Consider the following 23,997-nt stretch of genomic DNA (forward strand, 5'->3'; position numbering starts at 1 on the left):
GAATAAAAATGGCTGCTAGCGCTTATATGATGAGTGCTGGCAGCTATAAATATGTGAGCAATTGCGCTGGGCGTGATTCATTCCGTCAGCGCTGTCAACGCCTCGTCCCATCATCTTGTGCAGCTTCACCCTGTCTGCAGGCCAACACCGCTTTTGTATGCGCACCGAAATCGCCCGCCCGTCAGACGCCGTTGCCATTGCTGCCGTGTTGCGCGAGGCCGCGCAGTGGTTGGTCGATCAAAAAATTCCGCTCTGGCTCGTGTCTGATTTCACAGATGACAGCGTGCAGCGTGATGTGGATGGCGGGTTGTATGTGGTCGCCAAAGCGAGCGAAGCGGTAGTGGGTGTGGTGCGCTTCCAGCGCGAAGACCCAGTCTTCTGGCCGGACGCTGAACCGGGCACCTCCGCGTTCTTGCACAAGCTGGCCGTGCGGCGTGCTTGGGCGGGGCAGGGGGTATCTACGGCACTGCTGGCATTTGGGTGCCAGCACGCAGGCAGCCTGGGCCTGCGCTATCTGCGGCTGGACTGCGTGGCCGACCGGCAACCGCTGCGAAGGCTGTATGAGGGCTTTGGTTTTACCCTGAACGACTGTGTGCGCAAAGGCAGCAGAGAGTTTGCGCGGTACCAGATCGTGCTGTAGCCGCGCTGTGACCATCTTCAGGAAGGAACGATTCATGCGCCGTGTTTGTGTGTTCCGCCGGTTCGTCATGGCGTTGTTGGTGGCCGTCGCCATGGCCCCATTCCTGACCGCTGCCCAGGTGGCTGGCAACCCCGCCCCGCGCACCAATGCCTTCAACGACCCCTTTGTGCAGGTCACCAGCGCCATCCCGGCTTGCCCCGTGCCCGAAGGCCCGCTCTACACCGAGGCCGAGGTCCGCGAGCTGGCCCATGTGCGCTCGCAGCACGGCGGTAGTTGCCACCGTGTGGGGCGCTGCCGGTTGCCCAACTCCTACCTGTACGACGCCGAGATCATTCCGCGCGTGCAGCGCTACATCCAGCAGGATGGGCGTTTTGACGACACCAGTGTGTGGGTTCTGGGCGAGCGGCGGCTGGTGACACTGATGGGTTGTGTGCAGTCGCAGGCGCAGGCCGAGGCGCTGGAGAAAGCCGTGTGGCTGGTGGACGACGTGATGGGGGTGATCAACCTGCTGCAGGTGGGCGTTGAGCGCGATGGCGTGCGCTACCCGGTGCGGTCAGTGCCGTAGCCGGTGCACCGGCCTGCCACGGCCCTTTTATCCCAGCCGCACCCGGCGCGCAATCGGTCCCGACACGGGGCTTGCATCGCCGGTGCCACACATGGCGCGTGGGGGCTTGGGCTGGCCTGTTTCCTGCTGCATATTGCCCTTCTCCTATTTCATCAAGGAAATTTCGCCATGCAATTCAAGCGTTCCCTGCTTGCGGCCGCTACCCTGGCCCTGGCAACCGTTGCTCCCACCGCGTCGGCAAAACCGTTCAAGTGGGCAGGCTCCAGCGACATCCAGACCATGGACATCCATTCGCAAAACAGCGCCCTGGGCAATGGCATCCATGCGGCTGTGTATGAGTCGCTGGTGATGTTCAACAGCCGCACGCTCAAGGTCGAGCCGCTGCTGGCCACCTCGTGGCAGCAGGTCAGCCCCACGCAGCTGCGCGTGAAGCTGCGACAGGGGGTGAAGTTCAGCGACGGCTCGGCCATGACGGCCGATGACGTGGTTTATTCGCTGCAGCGCGCGATGAGCAAGACCTCCACGTACTCCATCTACACCCAGGGCATGGACCGCATCGCCAAGGTAGACGGCGAGACCATTGACATCTTCCTGAAGAACCCCAACCCGGTGATCCTGAACCAGCTCACCGAGCTGCGCGTGATGAGCAAGGCCTGGGCCGAGAAGAACAACTCGGTCGAGCCCAAGGACATCAAGGCCAAGGACGAAACCTATTCGCACCGCAATGCCATGGGCACAGGGCCCTTCGTGCTCAAGGAATGGGTGCCCGACCAGAAGATCGTGTTCACGGCCAACCCCCACTGGTGGAATGCAGGCAAGGCCGAAGGCAACGTCACGGAGATCACCTACACCCCCATCAAGTCCGAAGCCACGCGCATCGCCGCACTGCTGTCGGGCGAAGTGGACATGGTGCGCGACACCAGCATCCAGGACCTGGCCCGCATCAAGGCCAACCCCGCCCTCAAGGTCATGGAGATGGTGGAGAACCGCACCGTGTACCTCGCCATGGACCAGTTCCGCGAAGAGCTGGTGGGCAGCAACATCAAGGGCAAGAACCCGCTCAAGGACCTGCGCGTGCGCAAGGCGCTCTACCAGGCTATCGACAGCGCCACGCTGCAGCGCGTGACCATGCGCGGCATGTCCAAACCCACCGGAGCCATCGTGTCGCCGCTGGTCAATGGCTGGACGGAAGCCGTGGATAAGCGCCTGCCCTTTGACGCCAATGCCGCGAAGGCCTCGCTGGCCGAGGCAGGCTACAAAGACGGCTTCGAGGTGGACTTTGCCTGCAGCAACAACGCCATCGTGCAGGACGAAGAGCTGTGCCAGGCGATCACCTCCATGTGGTCGCGCATCGGCGTTAAGGCCAAGCTGCGCACGCTGCCAGCGGTCACCTATTACCCCATGGCACAGCGGCACGAGGCCAGCATTGCGCTGCTCAGCTGGGGCGTGCCCACCTTCGATGCGCTGTACACCCTGCAATCACTCGTCCGCACCAAGACCACGGGCGGCGACGGCAACTACAACCTGGGCCGCTACACCAATGAACGCATGGACTACATCGTCGACCGTGTGAAGACCGAAACCGACCTGCCCGTGCGAAACCGCTTGCTCACCGAAGGCCTGCAGCTGCAGAACGACACCGTGGCACACATCCCCCTGCACAACCAGATGCTGGCCTGGGCGATGAAGAAAAACGTGGAGCTGGTGCAGCGGCCGGACAACCGGATTGACTGGCGGCTGATCAAGGTGAATTGACGGGCAGGGGGGCGAAAGGCTGGCCGCTGACGGACGGCCTTTCGCGGCGCTCTTACGCTGGCAGATTCAGCCGCAACACGCTGTTTTCACTGCCGACGTACAGGCTGTTGGCATCCGGGCCTGGGCTGATGAACTTCACCAGGTTCAGGCTGGCGGGCAAGGAGCCCAGGCGCACGCCGACCGGCGTGGGCTGGTTTTGCCCTGCCAGCAATTCCAGGCCTTTGGCCACGGTAAAGCGGTAGACGCCGCATGCGCTGGACAGGAAGACCTCGCCAGGGCGGCTGGGCAGGGTGCACAGTTGGTGGTAGTGCCCGGAGATGAAGCTCTGTACGTTGAATGAGGGGAGGGCGAACGACTGCCGGTTGTTGCCTTCGAGTCGTACCAGCTCTGGCACAGAGCCGACGAGGCGCGTGCGCTCCTCCGACAGCACGGGCCGGTTGCACAGCACCCACCAGACGGGCGAACTACCCCCTTCGAACGCGATGTCTGTCACATCCATGTACCAAGGGCGCTGGTCCAGCGGCGGGTAGCTGGCAGCCGTGTGGATGAGTTGCGGGTCGCCAACGACCACCTGCACCTGTCCGCTGGCGCTGACAGTGCCGATCAGTGAGGTGCCGGATCCGTAGGGCCGCGAATCCAACACGAAAGGCAATGTGCGGGTGGCAAACCACAGCAGGCCTGTGGAGTCGGTCCGCAGAACCTTCAACCCTGAGACACCCGCAAAAAGCGGGCTTGTCACCCAGCTTTCCCAGGCCGAGTTGCCTGCGCTCTTGGAGGCGCGCAGCAGCGTGTTGTTGGCTGGGTTGTGGGTGACCAGGTAGCCGTACGCGCTGGCCAGGTGTTGGTAGCCGGACGAGAACGTGCTCGACAGGGACGTCACCTGGCCTGCGGGCGTAATAACCCGCAGAGGCGTGGGCGTGGTCCGGTTTGGCGGAGTGCCTTGCAGTGGGATTTCCGCCAGCGTAGCTACATAAATGGGGCCCGATGCATCGGCGGTGGCGTACGCACCTCTTACAAAGTCAAAGCGGGCTGCGCCCCCTGTGCCATCGACATACCCGCGTTGCTCGGACAGGCCGACCCAGGGTCGGGCTACCGCATTGGCCCCTTTCATGCGGTCCAGCACGAAGAGCACGCCAGGGCTCTCGGTGGTTTGCGCGCCCTCTGGCTCAGCTGAGCCGCTCGCTACCAAGTTGCCATTGGTGGGGTTGGAGACGGCTGTACTTACCCATCCCGGCATTGGCCAGATGTCTGAGCGCGTTCCGTCCAATGCGTAGTGGGCCAGGGTGTTGGAGGCGGAGTCGAATGCCCAATACGTGTCCACCGCACCTTTGACGGGGGCGAATGGCTCGGGATGCCCCACCCCTTGCCAACTGTGCGACAGAACAGTCCAGGAATATCCGCCCAAGGGGGACAGCGTCAGTTCAGCCCATTCCACACGGCTGTTCTGGACATCGTCGGTGAACCGGCGCACCGCACCTGTGGCGGAGGCCACCAAGCGGCTGTTGTCGGGCACTGGCAGCACCGAGGTCACGGTGCCATCTTGACTCACGGCGCGTAGCGTATAGCCCAAAGCATTGGACGGGCGGTCTAGAAAGTACACCAAGCCGTCGCTGGCCAGCAGCGGGCTTTCAAAGCTGCGGATCCGGGCCGTAGGGCCTTTGCCGTCCTGCAGCGGGCCTTCAATCGACTGGCCTGCCAAGGTGACCAGTCCTTCGTTGCTGAACAGCGAAACCAGTACGCCTGTGGTGTTGTGCACGGTATGGGCGATCAGATAACGGTCCTGTGCATCGACCACCCCAGATATGTCGCCCTTCTGTGGGCTGAGGGCGAAGTACGACAGCGTGCCGTCGGCAGAAACCCTTCCGACCCTCTGTTCGGAGGAGTTCCAGCCGACAAACCAGAGGTTTCCCTTGCTGTCGAAGGCGTGTCCAGTCATTGACACCGGCAGCCGGGCGTCGGTCGAGGTGCCTGCAAGGAAACCCGCCCCCCCCAGTGCGCCGGCCGACAGGCTGAGCGAGGCCGACCCAGGTGCCGGAGGCGGTGCGGGCGTAGGGGCCGGTGACGAGGAACCATCTCCTCCTCCGCAAGCAGAAAGAGAAAGCCCTGAGACTGTCATCCACAAAGCAAAGTGGCGGCGCGTAAGGGCAGAAGAAACTGTCTCATTTGAAGTGCGCATGAACAATCTTTTGAAGATAAGAAGGCCCTGCTTATAAAGCACGACGTTGCAAATGAGCAGGTTGTTACAAGGGGTTGCAGTGGCGCGCGCGGCCCGTGGGGGTGGGCACGCAGAGGCTCCCTAGCGCGCAGGCTGCAGCATGATGATCGCCATGCCCGCCAGCGCGACCAGTACGCCCGCCGTATCCCAGACGGTGGGCCGAATGCCATCGACTATCCACAGCCAGGCCAGCGCTGCGCCGATATAGACCCCGCCATAGGCCGCATACACGCGCCCCGCGCCTGTGGTGTCATGCAGCGTGAGCAGCCACGCGAACAGGGCGAGGCTCAGCGCTGCAGGGAGCAGCAGCCACATCGGCTTGCCCTGTTTGAGCCACAGCCAGGGCAGGTAGCAACCCACGATTTCAGCCAGGGCGGTGGCGATGAAGAGCAGCAAGGTCTTCATCATTGTTCGGGGCCGCGAAGGGCGGTGGATGGTGGTGCTTCTGGGCTGGTTGCCAGCCACTGGCGCAGCGCCAGTTCGCCCTTGGCGGTGAAGTGCACGACGCGCGAGCCCTGTGCCCGGTGCGCCCATCCGCCGTCGAACAGGCGTTGCAGCAACGCAGCGCCCAGCGCGCCGCCCAGATGGTGGCGGCGCTCGCTCCAGTCCAGGCAAGGGCGGCACAGCATGCGCCGCTGTTGCGCCAGTGCCGTGGTGTCAATGTCCACCTGGGCAAACCACTGCGCGCCTGCGGGCGTCACCGCTGCACCCTGGGGCGTGGCGTGCAGCAGCCCCTGGCGCACCAGGGCTTCGTAGAACTGCACGCCCACTTCGCCGGCCAGGTGGTCGTAGCACATGCGCGCGCGGCGCAACGCGGGCTCCCGGGGGCTTGCGCGCAGGCGCACGGCACCGGCGCGGAAGGCCACGTTCATGAGCGATTCCAGCAGGTGCGCCACATCGCGATCAGCCAGCCGGAAGTAGCGGTGGCGGCCCTGGTGCTCGACGGTCAGCAGGCCCGCATCGAGCAGCTTGGCCAGGTGGGCACTGATGGTCTGCTTGGTCACGCCTGCCACGGCTGCCAGTTCGGTGGCCGTGAGTGCGCGGTCGGCCATCAGGGCCGTGAGGACTTCGGCGCGCGCGCTGTCGCCAATGAGCGCGGCAATGCGCGCGATGTGGGGGCCATCTTTCATGGTTCGATCTTGGGCGAACCATCGAAGGACGTCAACCGCCTATCGTGAAGCCCTGTCCACCAACGACTTCTGAACACTATGATCACCTGCTTTATCCGCTACGACATCGACCCCTTCCAGCGCGAGCTGTTTGCCGAATACGCGCGCCGCTGGGGCCAGATCATCCCGCGCTGCGGGGGCCACCTGATCGGCTATTTTCTGCCGCACGAGGGCCGCAACTACGAGGCCTGGGGGCTCATCGGCTTTGAGTCGCTGGCTGCCTACGAGGCCTACCGCGCCCGCCTGCGCTCCGACCCCGAAGGCCGTGCCAACTTCGCCATGGCGCAGGAAAAGCGCTTCATCCTGCGCGAGGAGCGCACGTTCACGCAGGGCGTGGAAGGCACGCTGGACCTGCCCGCACACCCACTGGAGATCAGTGCATGATGGCCGTCATTTTCGAGGTACAGCCCGCTCCGGGCCAGCAGGACGCTTATCTGGGCGCTGCCGCTGCGTTGCGGCCTTTGCTGGAGCAGATCGACGGGTTTATCTCCATCGAACGGTTCGAGAGCCTCAGTGCACCCGGCAAACTGCTGTCGCTTTCGTTCTGGCGTGATGAGGAAGCGGTGGCGCAATGGCGCCAGATGGAAGCCCACCGCGCCACGCAGAAAGCAGGCCGCGAGCGGATCTTCGACAACTACCGCCTGCGCGTTGCCGCCGTGGTGCGCGACTACGGCATGCACGACCGCAATCAGGCTCCCGCAGATTCACGATCAGTGCACACCTGACGGGAGCCTGCGCTCCCGGCTACGACGGCCGTACTGCCGGGCAAGCCTCGCCATGGCCGCGTTTCGAACTGTGGTGGTCTGCACCAGCGCAGGAGAAAGGGGGCTGCCACCCAGATTTGCTGCCGGGTCAGCACCCACCGGCGGCGGATGCGGAGGCGTGAGAGATCCGCAGGAGGGGCAAGCCTTCAGCAAGGGGACACAGCGCCGCTCATGCTGCCCTGGCACAGGTGCAGGCTGATCCGCGCCCGGTTCAATAGCAGATCGCACAGCCACGCGTACATCAGCGCGATGTATGCCAGCTGCGCCCAGCCCACGTAGCTGCCGAACACGACGGTGTGCAGCCAGTTCTGGCCCCAAAGGTAGATGGCGCTGCTTGCCAGTGTGGCCAGAAGGAGGGTGGCGGTGGCCGGCACCAGCGATACCCCACCGGCACCGTGGGGTCGCCGCCATGCGGCCAGGCCCAGCAGGGCGAATGCCAGGGCATTGGCACCGCTGAAGATGCGCAATTCGCGCAACAGCTTTTCGGCCGTGTCCATGTAGGCGCTGCGGATCAGCGCATCGAGCTGGGCCTGCATCTGCTGTGCGGTGCCAATCTGCAGTTCCAGCCGTTGTTGCCGCCGTTTGCGGCACTCGCACGCCGGAATCCCCATCTCGGCCGCAATGGCCGCGACCCGGGCGGGCAGGCCCGCAGACAGCGCCTTGCGCGCGGCGTCGATCTCCTGCTCCTTGCCGCGCAAGAAGACCCGCGCCTGGGCGCTCAGAAAGCGTTCGTCCAGGGCCCGGAGCTTTTCGCCCGTCTTGTGCTCGATCTGCTGGCGGATCAGCTCGCGCGCACCGTGTTCAATCCAGGTAGGTTGCAGCAGCGATACCAGCAGCAACCCGCCGAAGGCGGCGCTGCCCAGCAGGGACAGCAGGAGTACGAAAGAGCGAAACAAGGTGGAGATCTCCAATGTTCAGTGCAGCTTAGCTCTGCGCAGACCGCACGTCGGCACATCCACTTTCGAGTACCAGCCGGCCCAGTGCGGGCTCCGTGAGCCGGTAGCTCAGCCGTTCGGCCACGCGCTCGGCACCCAGGCCTTCGTAGAACAGGATTCCCCGGGCGTTTGAAGCCTTCACAGGCCAGTCGATGCGGCGGCAGCCGTGTTCCATGGCATATCGGGCGAGCCCGTGCATGAGCGCCCGGCCCGCACCCTGGCTTCTTGAGGCCGAACTTACATACAACTCTTTGAGCTGGCAGTGTCTGCGCTGCTCCTCTGCAAATTCGACCAACGAATACACCAGCGAGAAGGCCGCCAGGCCCACCACAACGCCATCGCTGCGCGAAGCCACCAGCAAACGCTGGGCGGAGCCGGGCGCCAAGAGGTTCTGGCGAAGATGCTCCATCACCACCTGCCGAGGGGGTGTGGCGCCTTGGTTGTAGAAGGCGTGCAGTTCGCACAGCAGGTCGACCAGTGATGCATGCTGGTGTTCGGCGACAAGTTCAATGCGAAAGCGGTGTTTTGTGGGATGGGGGGCCTGCATATGGTTTTCTCACCAGGAAGCGTCTGCAACAGGACGAGCCGCGCATTCTGGCCCCTCCTGCGTGTCCAATGGCCATCGCATCACAGTCGGTACACGCCCTGCGGCGTGCTTCGCGCAGGGGTAAGTTGGTCAGGACTTCCGTGGGCCATGCCGACCGTGGGCGCGCGTTGTGTGTACCGCGTGCCTAGGTTTTCACCGCAATCACTTCCATACAGACGCGGTACCGCTGGCTGATGCCATAGCGCACGGGCTTGAAGCCACATTCGGCCAGCAATGCATACAGGCGGTCGCGGTCGAAGTTGTGATAGTGCTCGATTTCACCCCAGTACGGGTTCGCATTGCTGGCATCCAGTGCCTTCCAGACCATGGAGCCCGAGTTGGGCATGGAGATCAGCAGCACGCCACCCGGTTGCAACAGTCGGTGGGCGGCATGCAGGCCCACCTTGGGATACGGCATGTGCTCCAGCACATCTGCCATGCTGATCACACTGGCGGGGCGCGACAGCTCGAACCCTTTGACATCCTGGCAATGGGCTGCCACGCCCCATCGGCGCAACTCTTCCACCGATTGCGGACGCAGGTCCAGGCCCACAGGCTCGAAGCCGTACTCGTGCGCCGTGAACAGAAGCGATGCATTGCCAAACCCCACGTCCAGCCACGTGCCGCCGGTCTGGTAGGGCAGCACTTTCTCAATCATCTGCGCAGACACATAGCGCTGCCGCTCCAGGTCATAGCCCACCACCTGGGATTCGTTGGTGCCACGGAAAACGATATTCAGCGCTGCTTCGGTGTAGTAGCCGCTGCGAAAAACATGCTGGCACGCCGCGCATTGGCTCCAATGCATGGTGCGAGAGAGTTCTTGGCTGTAGCGAGGGTGGTGGGAACAGTCCGCACTGCGCAGCGGACGAAAGGCTTTGCTCTCGCACAACGGGCATGCCTGGTAGTCGATCAACTCATTGGCCAGGACTGCGGGGGTGTTTGCTGGAGGCCTGTAAGTCACCGGCGCAGCTGGGAAGGAGTACTTGATCATTGCCTCATTCTAGGAGCCTGTGATCTGCGCATGAGGAGCGCCCTGGCGTCACGCCGAATTGCAAACGCCGCAAGCGCAAAGAGCACGGCCCACGAGACGAAAGCTCCGGTCAGTACGTGCAGGAGGTAGGCCGGGGCCCCGCCCTCGGGCACGAGCCAGTACACCACCGCAGTGGGAGTGATGTGCACAAGGAGTTCAGCCGTTTGGATGCCGGGCCACAGGCAGGTGGTCGAAGCCCATCCAGGCGGCAGGACCCCCCAGTGCCAACGCGCCGACAGCCGCCGAGAAACCGATACCGACCAGCACGACCGGCACAGAGGCGCGCAAGCTCTTCATGCGGCCAACCAACGCTGCACGGTTCCAGCGTGCCGCTTCCAGCAACCGATGGGAGCGGGGCGGAGCGCTGGGACAGATCGAGGGCGTGAAAGCGAGCCGTGCACCACAAATGCTATAGAAACAATAGCTTTTCGCGCTTTTCAGACAAGCGCCAGGTGCCAAAAAACCTCCAATCCGAGCCGCGCCAGTCAGCGAGCCCGTTCACGAGGCGGCCCACTCACAGCGCAAAAATTTTCCCCGGATTCAGGATGTTCTTCGGGTCCAGCGCGCGTTTGATGGCGCGCATCATGTCCACCGCGCCCGTGCCGGTCTCGTCCAGCAAAAAGCCCATCTTGTGGATGCCCACGCCATGCTCACCGGTGCAGGTGCCGCCCATGCTGAGGGCGCGGGCCACCAGCGTGTGGTTCATGGCTTCGGCCTTGGTGCGTTCTTCGGCGCTGTTGGGGTCGATGAGGTAGCCGAAGTGGAAGTTGCCGTCGCCCACGTGGCCGACGAGGAAGTAGGGGATGCCGCTGGCTTCGACTTCGTCCACGGATTCGAGCAGGCAGTCGGCCAGGCGGCTGATGGGCACGCAGGTGTCGGTGCTGATGGCGCGGCAGCCGGGGCGGCTTTGCACGGCCGCGAAGTAGGCGTTGTGCCGGGCGGTCCACAGGCGGGTGCGTTCTTCGGGCGTGCTGGCCCATTCGAAGGCCTGGCCGCCGAATTCGCTGGCGATGTCCTGCACCATCTCGGCCTGTTCTTTCACGCTGGCGGGCGAGCCGTGGAACTCCATGAGCAGCATGGGTTCTTCGCGCAGATTGAGCTTGCTGTGCGCGTTCACCATGCGCACCGTGTGGTGGTCGATCAGTTCCACGCGGGCGATGGGCACACCCAGCTGGATGGTCTGGATGGTGGTGCGCACGGCAGCCTCGATGCTCGGGAACGAGCAGATGGCCGCGCTCACGGCCTCGGGCAGGGGGTACAGGCGCACGGTGATCTGCGTCATGATGCCCAGCGTGCCTTCGCTGCCCACCAGCAGGCGCGTGAGGTCGTAGCCCGCGCTGCTCTTTTTGGCGCGGGTGCCGGTGTGGATGACTTCGCCGCTGGCGGTCACCACCTCCAGCGCCAGCACGTTTTCGCGCATGGTGCCGTAGCGCACGGCATTGGTGCCGCTGGCGCGCGTGGCGCACATGCCGCCGATGCTCGCGTCGGCGCCGGGGTCGATGGGGAAGAACAGGCCGGTGTCCTTTAAGGCTTCGTTCAAGGCCTTGCGCGTGATGCCGGGCTGCACCGTCACCGTGAGGTCTTCGGCGTTGATGCTCAGCACCTGGTTCATGCGGCTCACGTCGATGCTGATGCCGCCCTGCACGGCCAGCAGGTGGCCTTCAAGCGACGAGCCCGCGCCGTAAGGGATCACAGGCACTTCGTACTGGCTGGCCAGCTTCACCGCATCGGCCACATCCTGCGTGCTTTCGGCAAACACCACGGCGCTGGGCGGCGGGGCCTGCAGCGAGCCTTCGTCGCGCCCGTGCTGCTCGCGCACGGCCTGGGCCAGCGAGCACTGCGCGCCAAAGCGGGCCTGCAGCGCATCGATGAGGGCCTGGGGTACGTCGCGCAGCTTGATTTCGGGCAGCAGGTGGGCGGCAGCGGTGGGGGCGTTCATGGTGTGTGTCTCCGGTGGGTGCGGTCAGTGAGAAGCATTCTAGGTTCGGCCCCGTGCAAGGGCTCTGGGTGATCCAACTTGGGCCTGTGCGGGGATGCGGGTATTCACGGGCTTGTTGGTCGGCGCCTGCATAAATACATTACGTTCGAAATGTATATTGTGAAAGCGCCATGAACCACCGTGTTTCCCCCAAGGCCGGGGTGCGCCGCACCCATGCCGAGCGCAGCGCCGCCACCCGCCAGCACCTGATTGCCACGGCCATCGACGTGATCCAGCACCGCAGCCTGGAGGAGATGTCCATCCACGAGCTGGCCAAGTCGGCGGGCATGACCTCGGGTGCGGTGCAGCACCACTTCGAGTCGAAAGCGGTGCTGATGATGAATGTGCTGAGCGAGCTGATCGAGTCCACCGTGCGCTCGGGCGAACTCTGGCCCAGCCCCGCGCTGCCCGCGCGCGAACGGGCCGCGAAGTTTGTGCAGGCGGTGTGGAGTCTGGTCTATGCGCAGCCGCGCTTCATCGTGGCCTGGAACATCTACCTGGGCTGCCGCAACCAGCCCGAGGTGCTGGGCCACATCGCCGAGCTGCGCCAGAGTGTGCAGGCGCGCATGCACGAAGGCTTCTTCACGGCCTTCCCCGAGCTGGCGGCAGAACCCGACCGCGATGGCCTGCTGGGCCTGGTGCTGTCGTCGCTGCGCGGGCTGGGGATGCTGCAACTGTTTGCGCCTGCACAGCCATCAGCGCCCGATGCCGTCCATCAGGCGCAGCTGGCCTGCCTGGCCGACTGGATCGCCAACCGGTGCGAGGCCGCAGCAGCCTCTGCGGCCACGCCCGCGAAGGTGCGCACGCGCCGCCGCTGACCCGTCTTTGCCTGCACGCCGCGCCGATCAGGCATCCCTCGCTTAAAACATCACCAGGAGACACACCATGACTTCGGCTTCCATGCGCGCTCCGCGCCTCCTCGCGCTCGCCGCACTCGCTTGCCTGGCCGGTGGCGCCCTGGCGCAGCAGCCGGGCGGCTATCCGACCAAGCCCATCCAGCTCATCGCCCAGCAACCGCCCGGCAGCGGCTCGGACGCGATGACGCGCGTGTGGGCCGACTGCGCCGCGCGCGAGCTGGGCCAGGCCGTGGTGGTGCAGAACAAGCCCGGGGCCAATGGCATCCTGGCCATCAACTACCTCAAGTCCCAGCCCGCCGACGGCTACAGCCTGCTGAGCATCGGCATGTCGCAGATGACGATCACGCCCTATGTCTACAAGCAGCCGCCGTATGACCCGCAACACGACTTTGATGGTGTGGCCGTGCTGGGCACGTCGCCCCTGGTGTTGACCGTGCCGCCCGGCATGGGCATCGCCAGCCTGGCTGATTTGCAGAAGCTGGCGCGGTCCACGCCCGGCGGCATCAACTTTGGCTCACCAGGCAAAGGCAGCCCTGCGCACCTGCTGACCTCGGCGCTGGTGGACAAGCTGGGCGTGCCCGGCACCCATGTGCCCTTTGTGGGTGAGGGCGCGGGCCTGACTGCGCTCATGGGCCAGCAGATCCACGCGATGACGTTGGTGATTGGCACGGCGGCGGCGCAGGTCAAGGCGGGCAAGCTGGTGCCGCTGGCGCTGTTCGGTGCGCAGCGCTCGGCGCTGCTGCCCGATGTGCCCACCATCGCCGAAGCCCTGCCCGCCGCCAGCGATCTGGCGCGCCCCGCGTGGATTGCGGTAGTGGCCAAGGCAGGCACCTCGCCCGAGCTGCTGAACCGGCTCAATGCCGTCACCGAAAAATGCCGTGGTGGTGATGCGCAGTACAAGTCCCGCCTGGAAGCCATGAACGTCACACTGACCACTTCCACACCAGGCGATGCCCGCACCTGGGCGGCCCGCGATGCGGCAGTGTGGCGCCCGCTGATCGACAAGCTGGGCCTGGCCACGGAATGAATACGAGCACAGCGGCGCCGCTGGTTACGCTGCCCCACGGCGGGCAGCTGCGCGGCCTGTGGGAGCAGGGCGTGCGCGTGTTCCGGGGTGTGCCGTATGCCCAGGCGCCGCGCGGCACTTTGCGCTTTGCGGCGCCGGTGCCAGCGCTACCGTGGCCTGGCGTGCGCGATGCCACCGAGTTTGCGCCGATGGCACCGCAGCTGCCCCGCACCGCGCGTGCGGATGCGCCCATGCTGGGAGGCGAAGACTGCCTGGCCGTGAACGTATGGGCCCCGCCTGCAGAGCCCGGTGCCCGCCTGCCTGTCATGGTGTGGGTGCATGGCGGCGGGTTCTTTCGCGGGGCGGCCAGCGAGCCGTTGTACGACGGGGCTTCATTTGCCCGGCAGGGCGTGGTGTTTGTGTCGCTGCAGTACCGCTTGGGCATCGACGGTTTCCTGCATTTCGAGGACGAGGCTGGTTCGCGGGGCGGCGCAGCGCCCGCCAATCGCGGCCTGCTGGACTTGTTGGCCGCGCTGCAATGGGTGCGCGAGCACATCTCCGCCTGGGGCGGCGACCCGGCGCAGGTCACGGTGTTCGGCCAGTCGGCCGGTGCGGGCGCACTGGCCTGTGTGCTGGGCATGCCCGCATCGCGTGGGCTCTTGTTGCGCGCCATCTTGCAGAGCCCGAGCGTGGCCTGCCAGACGCTGCAAGAGGCCGCCGCTGCGCGCCGCGCCGTGGCCGCCCTGGTGGGGGTGGCGCCCTCTCTGGCTGCGCTGGGTGCGGCAGCCCGGCCAGCCGTGCTGCACGCGGTGCACCGCCTCGCGGCAGACCCGGCCCTGCGGCAGCAACACGGCCTGGGCATCCGCAACTTCTTTCCCCTGCGGCCCGTGGTGGACGGGCAGGTGCTTGTTGCATCGCCGCTGCAGGCGCTGGCGCAGCAGTGGGCGGCGCACCCGCCAGACTTGCAGGTGCTGGTGGGCAGCAATGCCGAGGAGATGCGCCTGTACCACGTGCCGGGCGGCGCGATGGACCGCGTGACCGAGGCGCAGGTGCTGGCCTTTGCGCAGGAGGTGGGCTTGGGCGCGCACGCGGTGCAGGCCCTGCGCGCCACATTGCCGCCCACACACCAAACGCCCGGCGAACTGCTGTGTGCCCTGCAGTCCGACTTCTACTACCGCGTGCCCGCCCAGCGCATTGCCGCACTGGCCAGCCGCTGGGCCCGCGGTGCCCATGCCTACGAATTCGCCTGGCCTTCGCCGCAATGGCGAGGGCGCCTGGGGGCGGCGCATGGGGTGGAGTTGCCATTTGTGTTCGGCAACCTCCACACCGCCACGGGACAGGAACTGACAGGGCCCAGGCCACCCGCCGCGCTGGCCGCAACCATGCACCGGCACTGGGTGGCGTTTGCACAAAGGGGCGACCCCGGATGGGCGCCGTGTGCGGGCGCGCAACCGCTGGTTCAGCGGTTCGGTGTGGCGTCGCCCGCGTGTGCGCCCCACCCGGAACCTGTGCGGCGCTCGCTGTGGGACGGTCTTCTCTGACAAAGTAGCCGCCGAGGTAGCTGCAGAGGTAGATGCCGGAGCGGTGGCTCGCTACACTGGTCCGGCGTCTTGTTGACGACTTCAAACAGAAGGGGTTGCCATGGCTTCAGCCAATGTGGGGGATTGCCTGTCGGGTGCCTGGGGCATCTTCAAGAACAACGCCATCACCCATGTGGTGTGCACCTTGCTGGTGATGGTGGTGGCCAGCATCAGCGCGGGCCTGCTGGCCGGGCCCATGGTGGTGGGCTATATGCGCATGATCGAGCGCGAGGCGCGCGGCGAGGCGGTGCAGATCGGCGACATCTTCCGGGGCTTTGACGACTTTGTGCCCGCGTTCGTGGCCGGGCTCATCAGTTCACTGGTGGTGTCACTGGGCTTCATGCTGTGTTTCATCCCCGGTCTGCTGGTCATGGCCCTGCCCCCGGTGGCGCTGTTCCTCGTGGCGCGCGGCGAGCGCGATGGTGTGGCCGCCTTCAACCAGGCCTGGAGCATCGTGACGAAGAACCTGGGCTCGGCGTTTTTCTGTTCGCTGGTGCTGGGCATCGTGGGTTCGCTGGGCTTTTTGCTCTGTGGCGTGGGCGCGCTGCTGACGCTGCCGCTGTCCACCATCGGCTCCTACTACATGGCGCGCCAGCTGGTGGGCGATGAACCGGTGGCGCTCCCTCCCCTCTGAGCCCCGCCCGGTGCTGGCCCCAGCGGGCAGCGCGCCAGCCTGGCAACCGCTGGACAGGGATGCGCGGCGGCTGCGGCTGGCGTTCGGCCTGGGCTGGCCACTGGCCATGGCCGCCACGCCATGGTGGCTGGGGCAGGGCGGGCTGGGCCTGGGCTGCGGGTTTCGCGCGCTGACGGGCATGCCCTGCCCGCTATGTGGCGGCACACACGCGTGTGCGGCGCTGGTGCAGGGCGATTGGGCGGCCGCCTGGGCCGCCAACCCGGGCGCGGTGCTGTTGCTGGTGTGGCTGGTGTTGCTGGCGGGCCAGGCGGTGGTGGAAGGCACGCTGGGCCACCGCCGCACGGTGCGCTGGCCGTGGTGGCATCCGGCAGTGCCGGTGGCGGTGGGCGGCGGATTGCTGCTGCCCTGGCTGCTGCGCCTTGCGGGGCTGGCGTAGCCGGGTGCCCAGCCTTCTTTCTCGTTCTTCTCTCTCCATTCCCTTCCAACTTTTCGGGCACGCGCGTGCACCGCTTGTGATGTGCGCGCACCACTTGCATGCAAAGTGGTGTGTCCGTGGTGCCAGGGAACCGCCCGGTGCACAGCCTCCGTGCGCCAGACTGGTGCATTCGGCTTGTATACCAGTTGGCACGGAACCTGCGTAACCGCAGGCAATGACCACCGCCACCGAGATCAGCAACCGCATCATCGAAGCCGTGATGGCGCAAAAACTCGCGCCCGGCTCCCGCCTGGGCGAGCAGCAACTGGCCATGCTGTTCGACTGCAGCCGCACCATCGTGCGCGAGGCGCTCACGCGGCTGGCCACGCGGGGCATCGTCACCGTCAGCGCCCGGCGCGGCTGGTATGTGATCGAGCCCTCGCAAGACGAAGCGCGCGAGGCCTTCGAGGCGCGCCGCGTGATCGAACTGGGCTTGCTGCACCAGCTCAAGGTGGTGGACAAGGCCGCGTTGCGCCAGCTCAAAAGCCATCTGCAGCGCGAGAAGGCCGCGCTGGCGGGCACTGATGTGGGCATGCGCAGCTTTCTATTGGGCGACTTCCACGTATGCCTGGCTGAATGCCTGGGCAACAGCCTGCTGGCCGACACGCTGCGCGACTTCACGGCGCGCACCACGCTCATCGCCATGCTCTACCAGTCGTCGCACGATGCGGCGCAGAGCTGCGCCGACCACGTGCGCATCGTCGAGGCGCTGGAGGCAGGCGACATTGCCCGCGCCGAAGCACTGATGTCCGAGCACATCGGCACGGTGCAGTCGGCCCTGCGCCTGCAGGCCAGCAGCGACCCGCTGGCCGGGCTGCGCGATGCGCTGGCACCGGTGCGCAAGAGCCCTGCACAAGCCACCCCACCAGCCCGCGCGCGCAAGCCCCGCGCTGCCCCCAAGAGTTCCACCCCCCCAGCGTCTGACCCAGACGCCCCTGTCGACGCATCCACCTACCTAGGAGCCCTGCTATGACCACCGTCCGCACCGTCACCTCGTCCACCCGCCGCCTGACCCTGGGCGTGTTCGCCGCCGCAGGCCTGTCTGCCGCCCTGATGGCGCCTGCCGCCCACGCGCAGAACGCGCTGGACAACATCCTCAAGGCCAAGGAAATCAAGATTGCCATTCCCACCGACTACCCACCCTACGGCTTTGTCGGCACGGACCTCAAGCCGCAGGGCCTGGATGTCGAGATGGCCAATTACATCGCCACCAAGCTGGGCGTGAAGGTCGAGCTGATCCCCGTGACCAGCGCCAACCGTATCCCCTACCTGCAGACGCAGAAGGCCGACCTCGTCATCTCCACGCTGGGCAAGAACCCCGAGCGCGAAAAGGTGATCGACTTCACTGCGGCCTATGCGCCGTTCTTCCAGGCCGTGTTTGCCAGCAAGAGCCTGAACATCAAGAGTTTTGCCGACCTCACGGGCAAGAGCGTAGCCGTGACGCGTGGCGCCATGGAAGACCAGGAACTGGCCAAGGTCGCGCCTCCCGGCGTGGACGTGAAGCGTTTTGAAGACCACGCGGCCAGCATCTCGGCTTTCGTGTCGGGCCAGACGCAGGCGATTGCCACCAGCGCATCGACGGCCGGGACCATCATGGTCAAGAACCCCAACCTGCAGACCGAATACAAGCTGCTGCTGAAAGACAGTCCCAACTTCATCGGCGTGGCCAAGGGCGAGGACAAGCTGCGCCTGCGTGTGAACGAAATCATTGCCGAGGCGCGCAAATCCGGCGACATCGACAAGATGTCCAGCAAGTGGCTGGGCCGCCCTGCGGGCGATCTGCCCCTGTAATCGCTGTTCTCGCCCCTGCTGAAAGAACCGAACAGGACCGTGGCGTGACAAGCGCCACAGGGCATTCGCACCATGCTGATTGCGCTTGACTTTTCTGCCGTGCTGTCCTCGTGGCCGTTGCTGGTGCGCGGCGTGCTCTGGACCATTGGCCTGACCATCGTGGGCACCGTGCTGGGCCTGCTGCTGGGCACTGCCTGTGCCTGGGCACGCGCCCGCAACCTCGGGCCGCGTGCACTGCCACTGCGCTGGGCGGTGGCCAGCTATGTGGAGCTGGTGCGCAACACGCCCTTCATCGTGCAGCTGTTTTTCCTGTTCTTCGGGCTGCCCGCGCTGGGGCTCAAGCTCTCGCCCGAGTTCGCCTCCGTGCTGGCCATGGTGATCAACCTGGGCGCGTACTCGGCCGAGATCATCCGCGCGGGCATCGAGGCCACGCCACGCGGCCAGATCGAAGCCGCGCACAGTCTGGCGCTGACGCCGGGCCAGACCTTCCGGCGCGTGGTGCTGCCACCCGCGCTGCAAAAGGTGTGGCCTGCCATGGTCAGTCAGATCATCATCGTGATGCTGGGATCGGCCGTGTGCGGGCAGATCTCCACGCCCGAACTGAGCTATGCCGCCAACCTCATCTCCAGCAACACCTTCCGCGCTTTCGAGGCCTTCATCCTGGCTACTGCCGTGTACCTGGTGCTGTCCATGCTCACCCGCCGCCTGCTGATGTGGGCGGGTGCACGTTTCCTGGTCGGGAGGTAAGCCGCCATGGTCGAGTTCTCTCTGTGGGACATCCTGCGCAACCTGCTGCTGGCGGCGCGCTGGACGGTATCCCTGTCCCTCATCGCCTTCATCGGTGGCGGCCTGGTAGGCCTGCTGCTGCTGGTGCTGCGCTTGTCCAAGGTGCGTGGCACCGAGCGTTTGATCGGTGCCTATGTGCAGGTGTTCCAGGGCACGCCGCTGCTCATGCAGCTGTTCCTGGCGTATTTCGGCATTGCGCTTTTTGGCATCAAGACCTCACCATGGACGGCCGCGGCCGTGGCGCTTACGCTCTACACCAGCGCCTACCTCACCGAGATCTGGCGCGGCTGCGTGGCCTCGATCCCCAAGGGCCAGTGGGAGGCCGCGCAGAGCCTGGCACTCAGCTTTGGCGAGCAGCTGCGCCATGTGGTGCTGCCGCAGGCGCTGCGCATTGCGGTGCCGCCCACGGTGGGTTTTCTGGTGCAGGTGATCAAGGGTACGGCGCTGGCTTCGGTGATTGGTTTTGTCGAGCTGACCAAGGCGGGCAGCATGATCTCCAACGCCACCTACCAGCCCTTCCTCGTCTACGCCTGTGTCGCCCTGCTGTATTTTGTTTTGTGCTTTCCGGTAAGCCTGGTGGCGCAATCGCTTGAAAGGAAACTCCATGGCAACCGCCGCTGAAGCCACCACGGCTACCCCCACTCCCGCCCACGATGGCATCGTGGTGAGCGATCCACCCATCGTGGACATCACGGCCCTGCGCAAGTCTTACGGCACCAACGAAGTGCTCAAGGGCATCGATCTCAAAGTGCAAAAGGGCGAGGTGATTGCCATCATCGGAAAAAGCGGCTCGGGCAAGAGCACGCTGCTGCGCTGCGTGAACGGGCTGGAGGTTTTTCAGGAAGGCGCTCTGAGCGTCAACGGCAAGAAACTCATGCACGACAGCCCCGCTGCCATGCGGGAGTTGCGCCAGCAGGTGGGCATGATCTTCCAGAGCTTCAACCTGTTCCCGCACCTGAGCGTGGGCCGCAACATCATGCTGGCGCCCACGCTGGTGAAGGCGCGTGATGCCAAGACGGCAGAAGCGCAGGCGCGCAAGCTGCTCGAACGTGTGGGTCTGGCCGAAAAGTTTGACGCCATGCCCGATCAGCTCTCGGGCGGGCAGCAGCAGCGCGTGGCCATTGCGCGCGCGCTGGCCATGGAGCCGCAGGTGCTGCTGTGCGACGAGATCACCTCGGCGCTGGATCCAGAGCTGGTGGGCGAGGTGCTGCGCGTGGTGGAGTCGCTGGCACTTGAAGGCATGACACTGATGATGGTCACACACGAGATGGCGTTTGCCCGCAAGGTGAGTGACCGCGTGATCTTCATGCACCAGGGCCGTGTGCATGAAACAGGTGCGCCCGCCGAGCTGTTTGGCAACCCGCAGACGCCGGAGCTGCAGCAGTTCCTGTCGTCGCTGCACGACTGACCCAAAACAAAGCCCGCCTGCGGTCTGGAGAGTTCCAGGGCAGGCGGGCCCGCAGGCCCCAATGGCCCGCTACATCCCAGAGGCCACCCGGAGGCTGGTACCGTGCCAGGCCCAGGCGCCTCACAAAAAAATCAGGACAGAAGGCCCTTCTCGAATTCTGAGGGTGACAGTGCGCCGCTCTGGTCCTTGTCCAGTTCCTTGAAGCGCTGGCTGATGGCCGGCAGCTGGGTCGCTTCCTTCTCGGTCAGCTGGCCGTCCTTGTCGAGGTCTGCGCGGTTGAATGCCGTGGTGGCCGCCCTCGATGGGTTGCCGGTGCCGGGGCCATACGAATATTTGGAGTCCGCCTGGGGTGCCGTTTTACTGGCTGGGGCGGGCTGGGGGGATGCCGAAGTGGTCTGTGCTTGCAATGCGCCCGCGCCGCCCAGGGAGATGGCGGCGAAAAGCATCACGCTGCGCGTGTCGAACGAATAGGTGCGTCGTTGCAGTGCTTTCATGGAAGCTAAGCTCCTTCGAAGTTGAACAGGGTTGCATTGCACCGCAGCACGGTGGTGAAGGCCAGCACTCTTGCCTGCTGTTGCCCAGGTCAACATTTCCCAGCGTGGTGTAACCCGGCAGTACCGGCACATGTAGTTTTTGCGGGTGGATGTAGCCAGAAGTAGCTCGCAGTTTGCCTGCAGCCCTGGCATCGGTGAGAGAGGCTAAGGCGGCATGCCCACGGTGGCGCTTGTGCGCAGGATGACCGGCAGGCCCGTGTACGTCCTACAAGCGACGGACGTGCGCGCCAAAACAATGAATCCAAGCAATTCGCTTGTTCTGGTGTTTTATCGAAGGAGCCTTTCATGCAAAAGCAAACCATCCTCGCCGCTTTGGCCACACTGGCGTGCACCGCCGCCTTGGCACAAGCCCCCGCCAATGTCACCGCGCGTCCGCCTGCAGAAGTCAACCCCACCGCATCGGGCGGCGCTGCGGCTGCCAATGCCCAGAACAAGGTGGACATGCGCAGCAGCCAGAGCAGCGCTGCACCCGCCAACCCCACCGCGGGTGACGGCCGTGCCGCCCCTGTGGCCGAGATCAACCCCAGTGCAGCAGGCGGGAAGGCCGCAGCCACCGCACAGACGCGTGTCAATGCACGCTTGATGGACAGCAATGGCGACGGGATGGTGTCGCGCAAGGAGTGGGACACCTACCATGCGAACGCCTGGAACACCCTGCAGCCCACGAACACGGGCGTATCCACCGCCGACATTGACAAGCTCAACCGCACCCCCATGACCCACTGATTGGGCCGTGCGTAGCCAACGGGTTCGAACCAACGCCCCTGCATGTGATGGCAGGGGCGTTGGTCTGTCTGGGCAGCGCGGAGCACGGTGAAGCCATATCGCAATGTGGCTTCTTGTGCGGAGAGCAGGGTGATAGGCCCCCTCTCACCCCAGTAGGCCTGGGTGGCGGAGAATCTGCGAATTCTTCCACCGCATGCGGCGCCCCTGCCACCTGCGCTCCACCTTACCGAGGCACCCCATGGGCAACCGACTCACACAGATCGCCACGCGCACCGGCGACGCCGGTACCACCGGACTGGGCAACAACCAACGCGTTTCCAAAAACAGCCTGCGCATCCATGCTCTGGGCGACGTGGACGAACTCAACTCCCACATCGGCCTGCTGCTGTGCGAGCGCGTTCCCGCCGATGTGCGCGAGCTGCTTGTCGAGGTACAGCACCAGCTGTTCAACCTGGGGGGCGAGTTGTCGATTCCCGGCTACGAACTGCTCAAGGCCGAGGCGGTACTGGCGCTCGACGAGGCGTTGGCCCACCACAACGCGGCGCTGCCCCGGCTGCAGGAGTTCATCCTTCCCGCAGGCACCCGCGCCGCCGCGCAAGCCCATGTCTGCCGCACCGTGGCGCGCCGCGCGGAGCGTGTGGTGGTGGCGCTGGGCAACGAAGAGGCCATCAACGACGCACCCCGGCAGTACCTCAACCGCCTGTCCGACCTGATGTTCGTGCTCGCCCGCGTGCTCAACCGCATGGACGGTGGCGATGACGTGTACTGGAAAAGCGAGCGTCTGGCGCAGCAGAATGCTACTGAATAGATAGCTGCTTGCGCTTGATGGTCGTGCGGTAGCGGCCAATTTTCCTCATATTTTCACTGCCTTTTGCAACTGGCGCGCACCAGGCCAGGGCAGCCGAGCAAGGGCCGCCCCGCAGCGAGGGCTGCGTCCCCCTTCCCGAATCGCGCCTGCGATTCGAGAGAAGGGGGAAGGCACGCAGTGCCTCAGGGGGATGTACCTTATCTCGGTGCCAGGATCGCCATCGTCAGCCGCGACACGCAGGTCAGCTCACCCGCTTCGTTGTGCATATCGATGTGCCACACATGCGTGGTGCGGCCAATGTGCACGGGCCGTGCCGTCCCGGTCACCCAGCCGCTGGTGGCAGAGCGCAGGTGGTTGGCGTTGATGTCCAGGCCCACGGCGCGGTAGCCCTCGGGCAGGGTGTAGTAGGCGCCGGTGGAGCCCAGCGACTCGGCCAGCACCACGCTGACCCCGCCGTGCAGCAGGCGAAAGGGTTGCACGGTGCGGTGGTCCACGGGCACCCGTGCACGCAGAAAATCGTCACCCACCTCGACAAACTCAATGCCCAGGTGCTCTACGGCGGTGTTGCGGTTGGCGGCCTCCAGCAGGGCCAGGTCGATGGGTTTTTTCCAGATGGGCATGGTGTTCAACGGGCGTCAGAGCCGGGTCAGTACGAGCCGCGATTGTGCCTATGGCCCGCGGTGAGCAGGTGGAGCTTCCTATGTACGCTCTCGGCTTTGCTGTATGCCTTCTGTCAGTGCGCTCACTACGCAAGCGGCGTTACCAGGGGCGGCCGATGACAAAACGCACGGGTTGGCGCACGGTCTCCATGTCTTCGTACAGCTCGGCCTGCAGTTCGCCGCGGGTAAAGGCTGTGTCGATATTCCACGTTTGCTGGTGTTCGTTGTTCATACGCGCCCATGCGCCGCGCTCGGCTTGCACCACTTGACCGGAGGAGAGCTTGAAGGACAGCGTCTTGATGCGCAACAGCGTGTCATTGCCCTGGAACTGGACGCTCTTTCCCTCCACCTTGAACTGCTTGATGTCTACCCCGCCCAGCTTGATGGGGCCTGGGCGGTCCGGGTCGAAAGCCTGGGCCGCTTTTGTGGTCCGCTTGGCCACGCTGAGGGGGACCGTCCCTTCGAAGATCAGTCCGGTCACCGCCTTGTCGGGCAGCCGGTTGAGGGTCAGTGCGAAGCTGCGTGAGCGAGCGTCGGTTGAAAATTTCGGAAAGCTGGCGATGTCCGCCTGACCTAGGCTCTGGGTGGTTTTGTCGGGGAACACCGCCGTCACTCGCACGTCGCCTTTGTCAAAGAACGAGTTCGTCCACTGGGTGAAAAGACCGGAGCGCGTGGTGGCAATAGCGTTGACCTCCACCTTTTCCATGTCGCCGGTGGCAGCAAACGGAACCAGATTTTTGTCTCTGCCAGGAGGGGCCTCGATAAAAGTCACGCCCAGGATTTTTACGTCAATGGGGGCCTGCGCATACACCTGAAAGCTGCACGCCACCAGGGCGGCCCCAATCATCCGAGGCAAGGTCAACAATGCGAGATTTTTCATGCAATCGATCACTGAAGATGGTCGTGGCCTCGGCGGTGACACACCACAGAGGCTTGTGTGGAGCCGAAGTTTCTCCCTCTCTTCGGCCGGGGCATTGTGCAGTATGCGCAGCGGATAGATGCTGTGCATGCAGAAGCAATTGCCAGACAACAACCCTCTATAGTCGGTCCAAGGAAAGGGCCTCACAGACGCCTAG

At 65.0% G+C, this 23,997-nt stretch carries 27 protein-coding genes; 17 read left to right on the forward strand and 10 right to left on the reverse strand.

Translation table 11 applies throughout. The features are described from left to right. Positions 1 to 157: 157 nt before the first annotated feature. The 3 genes from ACSQ22_RS04220 (at position 158) to ACSQ22_RS04230 (ending at position 2,960) form a co-directional block, all read left to right on the forward strand. Positions 158 to 640, forward strand: a complete 483-nt coding sequence (locus tag ACSQ22_RS04220) for a GNAT family N-acetyltransferase (RefSeq protein ID WP_176887722.1) — start codon at positions 158 to 160, stop codon at positions 638 to 640. Positions 641 to 674: 34 nt separating this feature from the next. Continuing rightward, positions 675 to 1,205: a BON domain-containing protein gene (locus tag ACSQ22_RS04225; protein ID WP_436129520.1), complete on the forward strand. Its 531-nt coding sequence runs from the start codon at positions 675 to 677 to the stop codon at positions 1,203 to 1,205. A 168-nt stretch (positions 1,206 to 1,373) separates the two neighbouring features. Next, positions 1,374 to 2,960 carry an ABC transporter substrate-binding protein gene (locus ACSQ22_RS04230; protein WP_228897002.1) on the forward strand — a complete coding sequence of 529 codons (1,587 nt, stop codon included), beginning with the start codon at positions 1,374 to 1,376 and terminating at the stop codon, positions 2,958 to 2,960. Between the two features lie 52 nt (positions 2,961 to 3,012). Here ACSQ22_RS04230 and ACSQ22_RS04235 read toward each other — a convergent pair whose 3' ends face one another. The 3 genes from ACSQ22_RS04235 to ACSQ22_RS04245 all read right to left on the reverse strand — a co-directional run bounded on the left by ACSQ22_RS04235 (position 3,013) and on the right by ACSQ22_RS04245 (position 6,305). After that, entirely contained in the window at positions 3,013 to 4,896 is a 1,884-nt protein-coding gene (locus ACSQ22_RS04235; RefSeq protein ID WP_436129521.1) for a hypothetical protein, read from the reverse strand. 360 nt (positions 4,897 to 5,256) lie between these two features. Beyond that, positions 5,257 to 5,580, reverse strand: a complete 324-nt coding sequence (locus ACSQ22_RS04240; RefSeq protein WP_228897000.1) for a YnfA family protein — start codon at positions 5,578 to 5,580, stop codon at positions 5,257 to 5,259. After that, a complete protein-coding gene (locus tag ACSQ22_RS04245; protein WP_228896999.1) occupies positions 5,580 to 6,305 on the reverse strand; it encodes an ArsR/SmtB family transcription factor in 726 nt (241 codons plus the stop codon). The genes ACSQ22_RS04240 and ACSQ22_RS04245 overlap by 1 nt, the downstream gene beginning before the upstream one ends. Before the next feature lie 78 nt (positions 6,306 to 6,383). On the opposite strand from ACSQ22_RS04245, the gene ACSQ22_RS04250 reads away from it, so the two are divergent. Continuing rightward, positions 6,384 to 6,728 (forward strand): NIPSNAP family protein, encoded by a 345-nt coding sequence (locus tag ACSQ22_RS04250; RefSeq protein ID WP_228896998.1) that lies wholly within the window; start codon positions 6,384 to 6,386, stop codon positions 6,726 to 6,728. Then, positions 6,725 to 7,069: an antibiotic biosynthesis monooxygenase family protein gene (locus ACSQ22_RS04255; RefSeq protein ID WP_055396150.1), complete on the forward strand. Its 345-nt coding sequence runs from the start codon at positions 6,725 to 6,727 to the stop codon at positions 7,067 to 7,069. Before ACSQ22_RS04250 ends, ACSQ22_RS04255 begins: the two co-directional genes overlap by 4 nt. Positions 7,070 to 7,254: 185 nt before the next feature. Here ACSQ22_RS04255 and ACSQ22_RS04260 read toward each other — a convergent pair whose 3' ends face one another. The 4 genes from ACSQ22_RS04260 to ACSQ22_RS04275 all read right to left on the reverse strand — a co-directional run bounded on the left by ACSQ22_RS04260 (position 7,255) and on the right by ACSQ22_RS04275 (position 11,598). Next, positions 7,255 to 8,004, reverse strand: coding sequence for a hypothetical protein (locus ACSQ22_RS04260; protein ID WP_436129522.1), 750 nt, complete (start codon positions 8,002 to 8,004; stop codon positions 7,255 to 7,257). Positions 8,005 to 8,032: 28 nt separating this feature from the next. Next, positions 8,033 to 8,590: an N-acetyltransferase family protein gene (locus tag ACSQ22_RS04265; RefSeq protein ID WP_436129523.1), complete on the reverse strand. Its 558-nt coding sequence runs from the start codon at positions 8,588 to 8,590 to the stop codon at positions 8,033 to 8,035. 184 nt (positions 8,591 to 8,774) lie between these two features. Further along, complete coding sequence (locus ACSQ22_RS04270; RefSeq protein WP_436129524.1) at positions 8,775 to 9,434, reverse strand: class I SAM-dependent methyltransferase; 660 nt, start codon at positions 9,432 to 9,434, stop codon at positions 8,775 to 8,777. A 739-nt stretch (positions 9,435 to 10,173) separates the two neighbouring features. Beyond that, on the reverse strand, positions 10,174 to 11,598 hold the full coding sequence (locus ACSQ22_RS04275; RefSeq protein WP_436129525.1) for an FAD-binding oxidoreductase: 1,425 nt from the start codon (positions 11,596 to 11,598) through the stop codon (positions 10,174 to 10,176). 170 nt (positions 11,599 to 11,768) lie between these two features. On the opposite strand from ACSQ22_RS04275, the gene ACSQ22_RS04280 reads away from it, so the two are divergent. The 10 genes from ACSQ22_RS04280 to ACSQ22_RS04325 all read left to right on the forward strand — a co-directional run bounded on the left by ACSQ22_RS04280 (position 11,769) and on the right by ACSQ22_RS04325 (position 20,174). After that, the gene (locus tag ACSQ22_RS04280; RefSeq protein WP_436129526.1) at positions 11,769 to 12,455 is read left to right on the forward strand and encodes a TetR/AcrR family transcriptional regulator; all 687 of its coding nucleotides are present in this window, start codon (positions 11,769 to 11,771) and stop codon (positions 12,453 to 12,455) included. Between the two features lie 67 nt (positions 12,456 to 12,522). Continuing rightward, complete coding sequence (locus tag ACSQ22_RS04285) at positions 12,523 to 13,521, forward strand: Bug family tripartite tricarboxylate transporter substrate binding protein (RefSeq protein ID WP_436129527.1); 999 nt, start codon at positions 12,523 to 12,525, stop codon at positions 13,519 to 13,521. Beyond that, on the forward strand, positions 13,518 to 15,041 hold the full coding sequence (locus ACSQ22_RS04290) for a carboxylesterase/lipase family protein (protein WP_436129528.1): 1,524 nt from the start codon (positions 13,518 to 13,520) through the stop codon (positions 15,039 to 15,041). The genes ACSQ22_RS04285 and ACSQ22_RS04290 overlap by 4 nt, the downstream gene beginning before the upstream one ends. A 100-nt stretch (positions 15,042 to 15,141) precedes the next feature. Further along, positions 15,142 to 15,714 carry a hypothetical protein gene (locus ACSQ22_RS04295; protein ID WP_055396165.1) on the forward strand — a complete coding sequence of 191 codons (573 nt, stop codon included), beginning with the start codon at positions 15,142 to 15,144 and terminating at the stop codon, positions 15,712 to 15,714. A 10-nt stretch (positions 15,715 to 15,724) separates the two neighbouring features. Next, positions 15,725 to 16,150: a DUF2752 domain-containing protein gene (locus ACSQ22_RS04300; protein ID WP_436129529.1), complete on the forward strand. Its 426-nt coding sequence runs from the start codon at positions 15,725 to 15,727 to the stop codon at positions 16,148 to 16,150. 214 nt (positions 16,151 to 16,364) lie between these two features. Next, on the forward strand, positions 16,365 to 17,162 hold the full coding sequence (locus ACSQ22_RS04305; RefSeq protein ID WP_228896988.1) for a GntR family transcriptional regulator: 798 nt from the start codon (positions 16,365 to 16,367) through the stop codon (positions 17,160 to 17,162). Continuing rightward, positions 17,159 to 17,980 (forward strand): transporter substrate-binding domain-containing protein, encoded by an 822-nt coding sequence (locus ACSQ22_RS04310; protein ID WP_055396171.1) that lies wholly within the window; start codon positions 17,159 to 17,161, stop codon positions 17,978 to 17,980. Before ACSQ22_RS04305 ends, ACSQ22_RS04310 begins: the two co-directional genes overlap by 4 nt. A gap of 72 nt (positions 17,981 to 18,052) precedes the next feature. Continuing rightward, positions 18,053 to 18,727: an amino acid ABC transporter permease gene (locus ACSQ22_RS04315; RefSeq protein WP_055396173.1), complete on the forward strand. Its 675-nt coding sequence runs from the start codon at positions 18,053 to 18,055 to the stop codon at positions 18,725 to 18,727. Between the two features lie 6 nt (positions 18,728 to 18,733). Next, positions 18,734 to 19,387: an amino acid ABC transporter permease gene (locus ACSQ22_RS04320; protein ID WP_055396175.1), complete on the forward strand. Its 654-nt coding sequence runs from the start codon at positions 18,734 to 18,736 to the stop codon at positions 19,385 to 19,387. After that, positions 19,371 to 20,174: an amino acid ABC transporter ATP-binding protein gene (locus ACSQ22_RS04325; protein ID WP_255577867.1), complete on the forward strand. Its 804-nt coding sequence runs from the start codon at positions 19,371 to 19,373 to the stop codon at positions 20,172 to 20,174. Before ACSQ22_RS04320 ends, ACSQ22_RS04325 begins: the two co-directional genes overlap by 17 nt. A 131-nt stretch (positions 20,175 to 20,305) precedes the next feature. Here ACSQ22_RS04325 and ACSQ22_RS04330 read toward each other — a convergent pair whose 3' ends face one another. Continuing rightward, entirely contained in the window at positions 20,306 to 20,668 is a 363-nt protein-coding gene (locus ACSQ22_RS04330) for a calcium-binding protein (RefSeq protein ID WP_055396178.1), read from the reverse strand. 345 nt (positions 20,669 to 21,013) lie between these two features. Here ACSQ22_RS04330 and ACSQ22_RS04335 point away from each other — a divergent pair, with 345 nt between their 5' ends. Together ACSQ22_RS04335 and ACSQ22_RS04340 are read left to right on the forward strand one after the other, a co-directional pair. Further along, a complete protein-coding gene (locus ACSQ22_RS04335; RefSeq protein ID WP_121421820.1) occupies positions 21,014 to 21,454 on the forward strand; it encodes a hypothetical protein in 441 nt (146 codons plus the stop codon). A 238-nt stretch (positions 21,455 to 21,692) separates the two neighbouring features. After that, positions 21,693 to 22,262, forward strand: coding sequence for a cob(I)yrinic acid a,c-diamide adenosyltransferase (locus ACSQ22_RS04340; protein ID WP_121421821.1), 570 nt, complete (start codon positions 21,693 to 21,695; stop codon positions 22,260 to 22,262). A gap of 197 nt (positions 22,263 to 22,459) precedes the next feature. Here ACSQ22_RS04340 and ACSQ22_RS04345 read toward each other — a convergent pair whose 3' ends face one another. Then, positions 22,460 to 22,882: a hotdog fold thioesterase gene (locus tag ACSQ22_RS04345; RefSeq protein ID WP_055396185.1), complete on the reverse strand. Its 423-nt coding sequence runs from the start codon at positions 22,880 to 22,882 to the stop codon at positions 22,460 to 22,462. A gap of 139 nt (positions 22,883 to 23,021) precedes the next feature. Beyond that, positions 23,022 to 23,930, reverse strand: a complete 909-nt coding sequence (locus tag ACSQ22_RS04350) for a hypothetical protein (protein WP_436129530.1) — start codon at positions 23,928 to 23,930, stop codon at positions 23,022 to 23,024. Positions 23,931 to 23,997: the final 67 nt, after the last annotated feature.

The organism is Acidovorax sp. LjRoot38 (assembly GCF_964252975.1).
Taxonomy (GTDB): domain Bacteria; phylum Pseudomonadota; class Gammaproteobacteria; order Burkholderiales; family Burkholderiaceae_C; genus Acidovorax; species Acidovorax facilis.

Bases quoted from the DNA above. Each gene is read 5' to 3' on its own strand.
- ACSQ22_RS04220 (WP_176887722.1), top strand. From the start codon at position 158: ATGCGCACCGAAATCGCCCGCCCGTCAGACGCCGTTGCCATTGCTGCC.
- ACSQ22_RS04225 (WP_436129520.1), top strand. From the start codon at position 675: ATGCGCCGTGTTTGTGTGTTCCGCCGGTTCGTCATGGCGTTGTTGGTG.
- ACSQ22_RS04230 (WP_228897002.1), top strand. From the start codon at position 1,374: ATGCAATTCAAGCGTTCCCTGCTTGCGGCCGCTACCCTGGCCCTGGCA.
- ACSQ22_RS04235 (WP_436129521.1), bottom strand. From the start codon at position 4,896: ATGACTGGACACGCCTTCGACAGCAAGGGAAACCTCTGGTTTGTCGGC.
- ACSQ22_RS04240 (WP_228897000.1), bottom strand. From the start codon at position 5,580: ATGAAGACCTTGCTGCTCTTCATCGCCACCGCCCTGGCTGAAATCGTG.
- ACSQ22_RS04245 (WP_228896999.1), bottom strand. From the start codon at position 6,305: ATGAAAGATGGCCCCCACATCGCGCGCATTGCCGCGCTCATTGGCGAC.
- ACSQ22_RS04250 (WP_228896998.1), top strand. From the start codon at position 6,384: ATGATCACCTGCTTTATCCGCTACGACATCGACCCCTTCCAGCGCGAG.
- ACSQ22_RS04255 (WP_055396150.1), top strand. From the start codon at position 6,725: ATGATGGCCGTCATTTTCGAGGTACAGCCCGCTCCGGGCCAGCAGGAC.
- ACSQ22_RS04265 (WP_436129523.1), bottom strand. From the start codon at position 8,590: ATGCAGGCCCCCCATCCCACAAAACACCGCTTTCGCATTGAACTTGTC.
- ACSQ22_RS04270 (WP_436129524.1), bottom strand. From the start codon at position 9,434: ATGCATTGGAGCCAATGCGCGGCGTGCCAGCATGTTTTTCGCAGCGGC.
- ACSQ22_RS04275 (WP_436129525.1), bottom strand. From the start codon at position 11,598: ATGAACGCCCCCACCGCTGCCGCCCACCTGCTGCCCGAAATCAAGCTG.
- ACSQ22_RS04280 (WP_436129526.1), top strand. From the start codon at position 11,769: ATGAACCACCGTGTTTCCCCCAAGGCCGGGGTGCGCCGCACCCATGCC.
- ACSQ22_RS04285 (WP_436129527.1), top strand. From the start codon at position 12,523: ATGACTTCGGCTTCCATGCGCGCTCCGCGCCTCCTCGCGCTCGCCGCA.
- ACSQ22_RS04290 (WP_436129528.1), top strand. From the start codon at position 13,518: ATGAATACGAGCACAGCGGCGCCGCTGGTTACGCTGCCCCACGGCGGG.
- ACSQ22_RS04295 (WP_055396165.1), top strand. From the start codon at position 15,142: ATGGCTTCAGCCAATGTGGGGGATTGCCTGTCGGGTGCCTGGGGCATC.
- ACSQ22_RS04305 (WP_228896988.1), top strand. From the start codon at position 16,365: ATGACCACCGCCACCGAGATCAGCAACCGCATCATCGAAGCCGTGATG.
- ACSQ22_RS04310 (WP_055396171.1), top strand. From the start codon at position 17,159: ATGACCACCGTCCGCACCGTCACCTCGTCCACCCGCCGCCTGACCCTG.
- ACSQ22_RS04315 (WP_055396173.1), top strand. From the start codon at position 18,053: ATGCTGATTGCGCTTGACTTTTCTGCCGTGCTGTCCTCGTGGCCGTTG.
- ACSQ22_RS04320 (WP_055396175.1), top strand. From the start codon at position 18,734: ATGGTCGAGTTCTCTCTGTGGGACATCCTGCGCAACCTGCTGCTGGCG.
- ACSQ22_RS04325 (WP_255577867.1), top strand. From the start codon at position 19,371: ATGGCAACCGCCGCTGAAGCCACCACGGCTACCCCCACTCCCGCCCAC.
- ACSQ22_RS04330 (WP_055396178.1), bottom strand. From the start codon at position 20,668: ATGAAAGCACTGCAACGACGCACCTATTCGTTCGACACGCGCAGCGTG.
- ACSQ22_RS04335 (WP_121421820.1), top strand. From the start codon at position 21,014: ATGCAAAAGCAAACCATCCTCGCCGCTTTGGCCACACTGGCGTGCACC.
- ACSQ22_RS04340 (WP_121421821.1), top strand. From the start codon at position 21,693: ATGGGCAACCGACTCACACAGATCGCCACGCGCACCGGCGACGCCGGT.
- ACSQ22_RS04345 (WP_055396185.1), bottom strand. From the start codon at position 22,882: ATGCCCATCTGGAAAAAACCCATCGACCTGGCCCTGCTGGAGGCCGCC.
- ACSQ22_RS04350 (WP_436129530.1), bottom strand. From the start codon at position 23,930: ATGCACAGCATCTATCCGCTGCGCATACTGCACAATGCCCCGGCCGAA.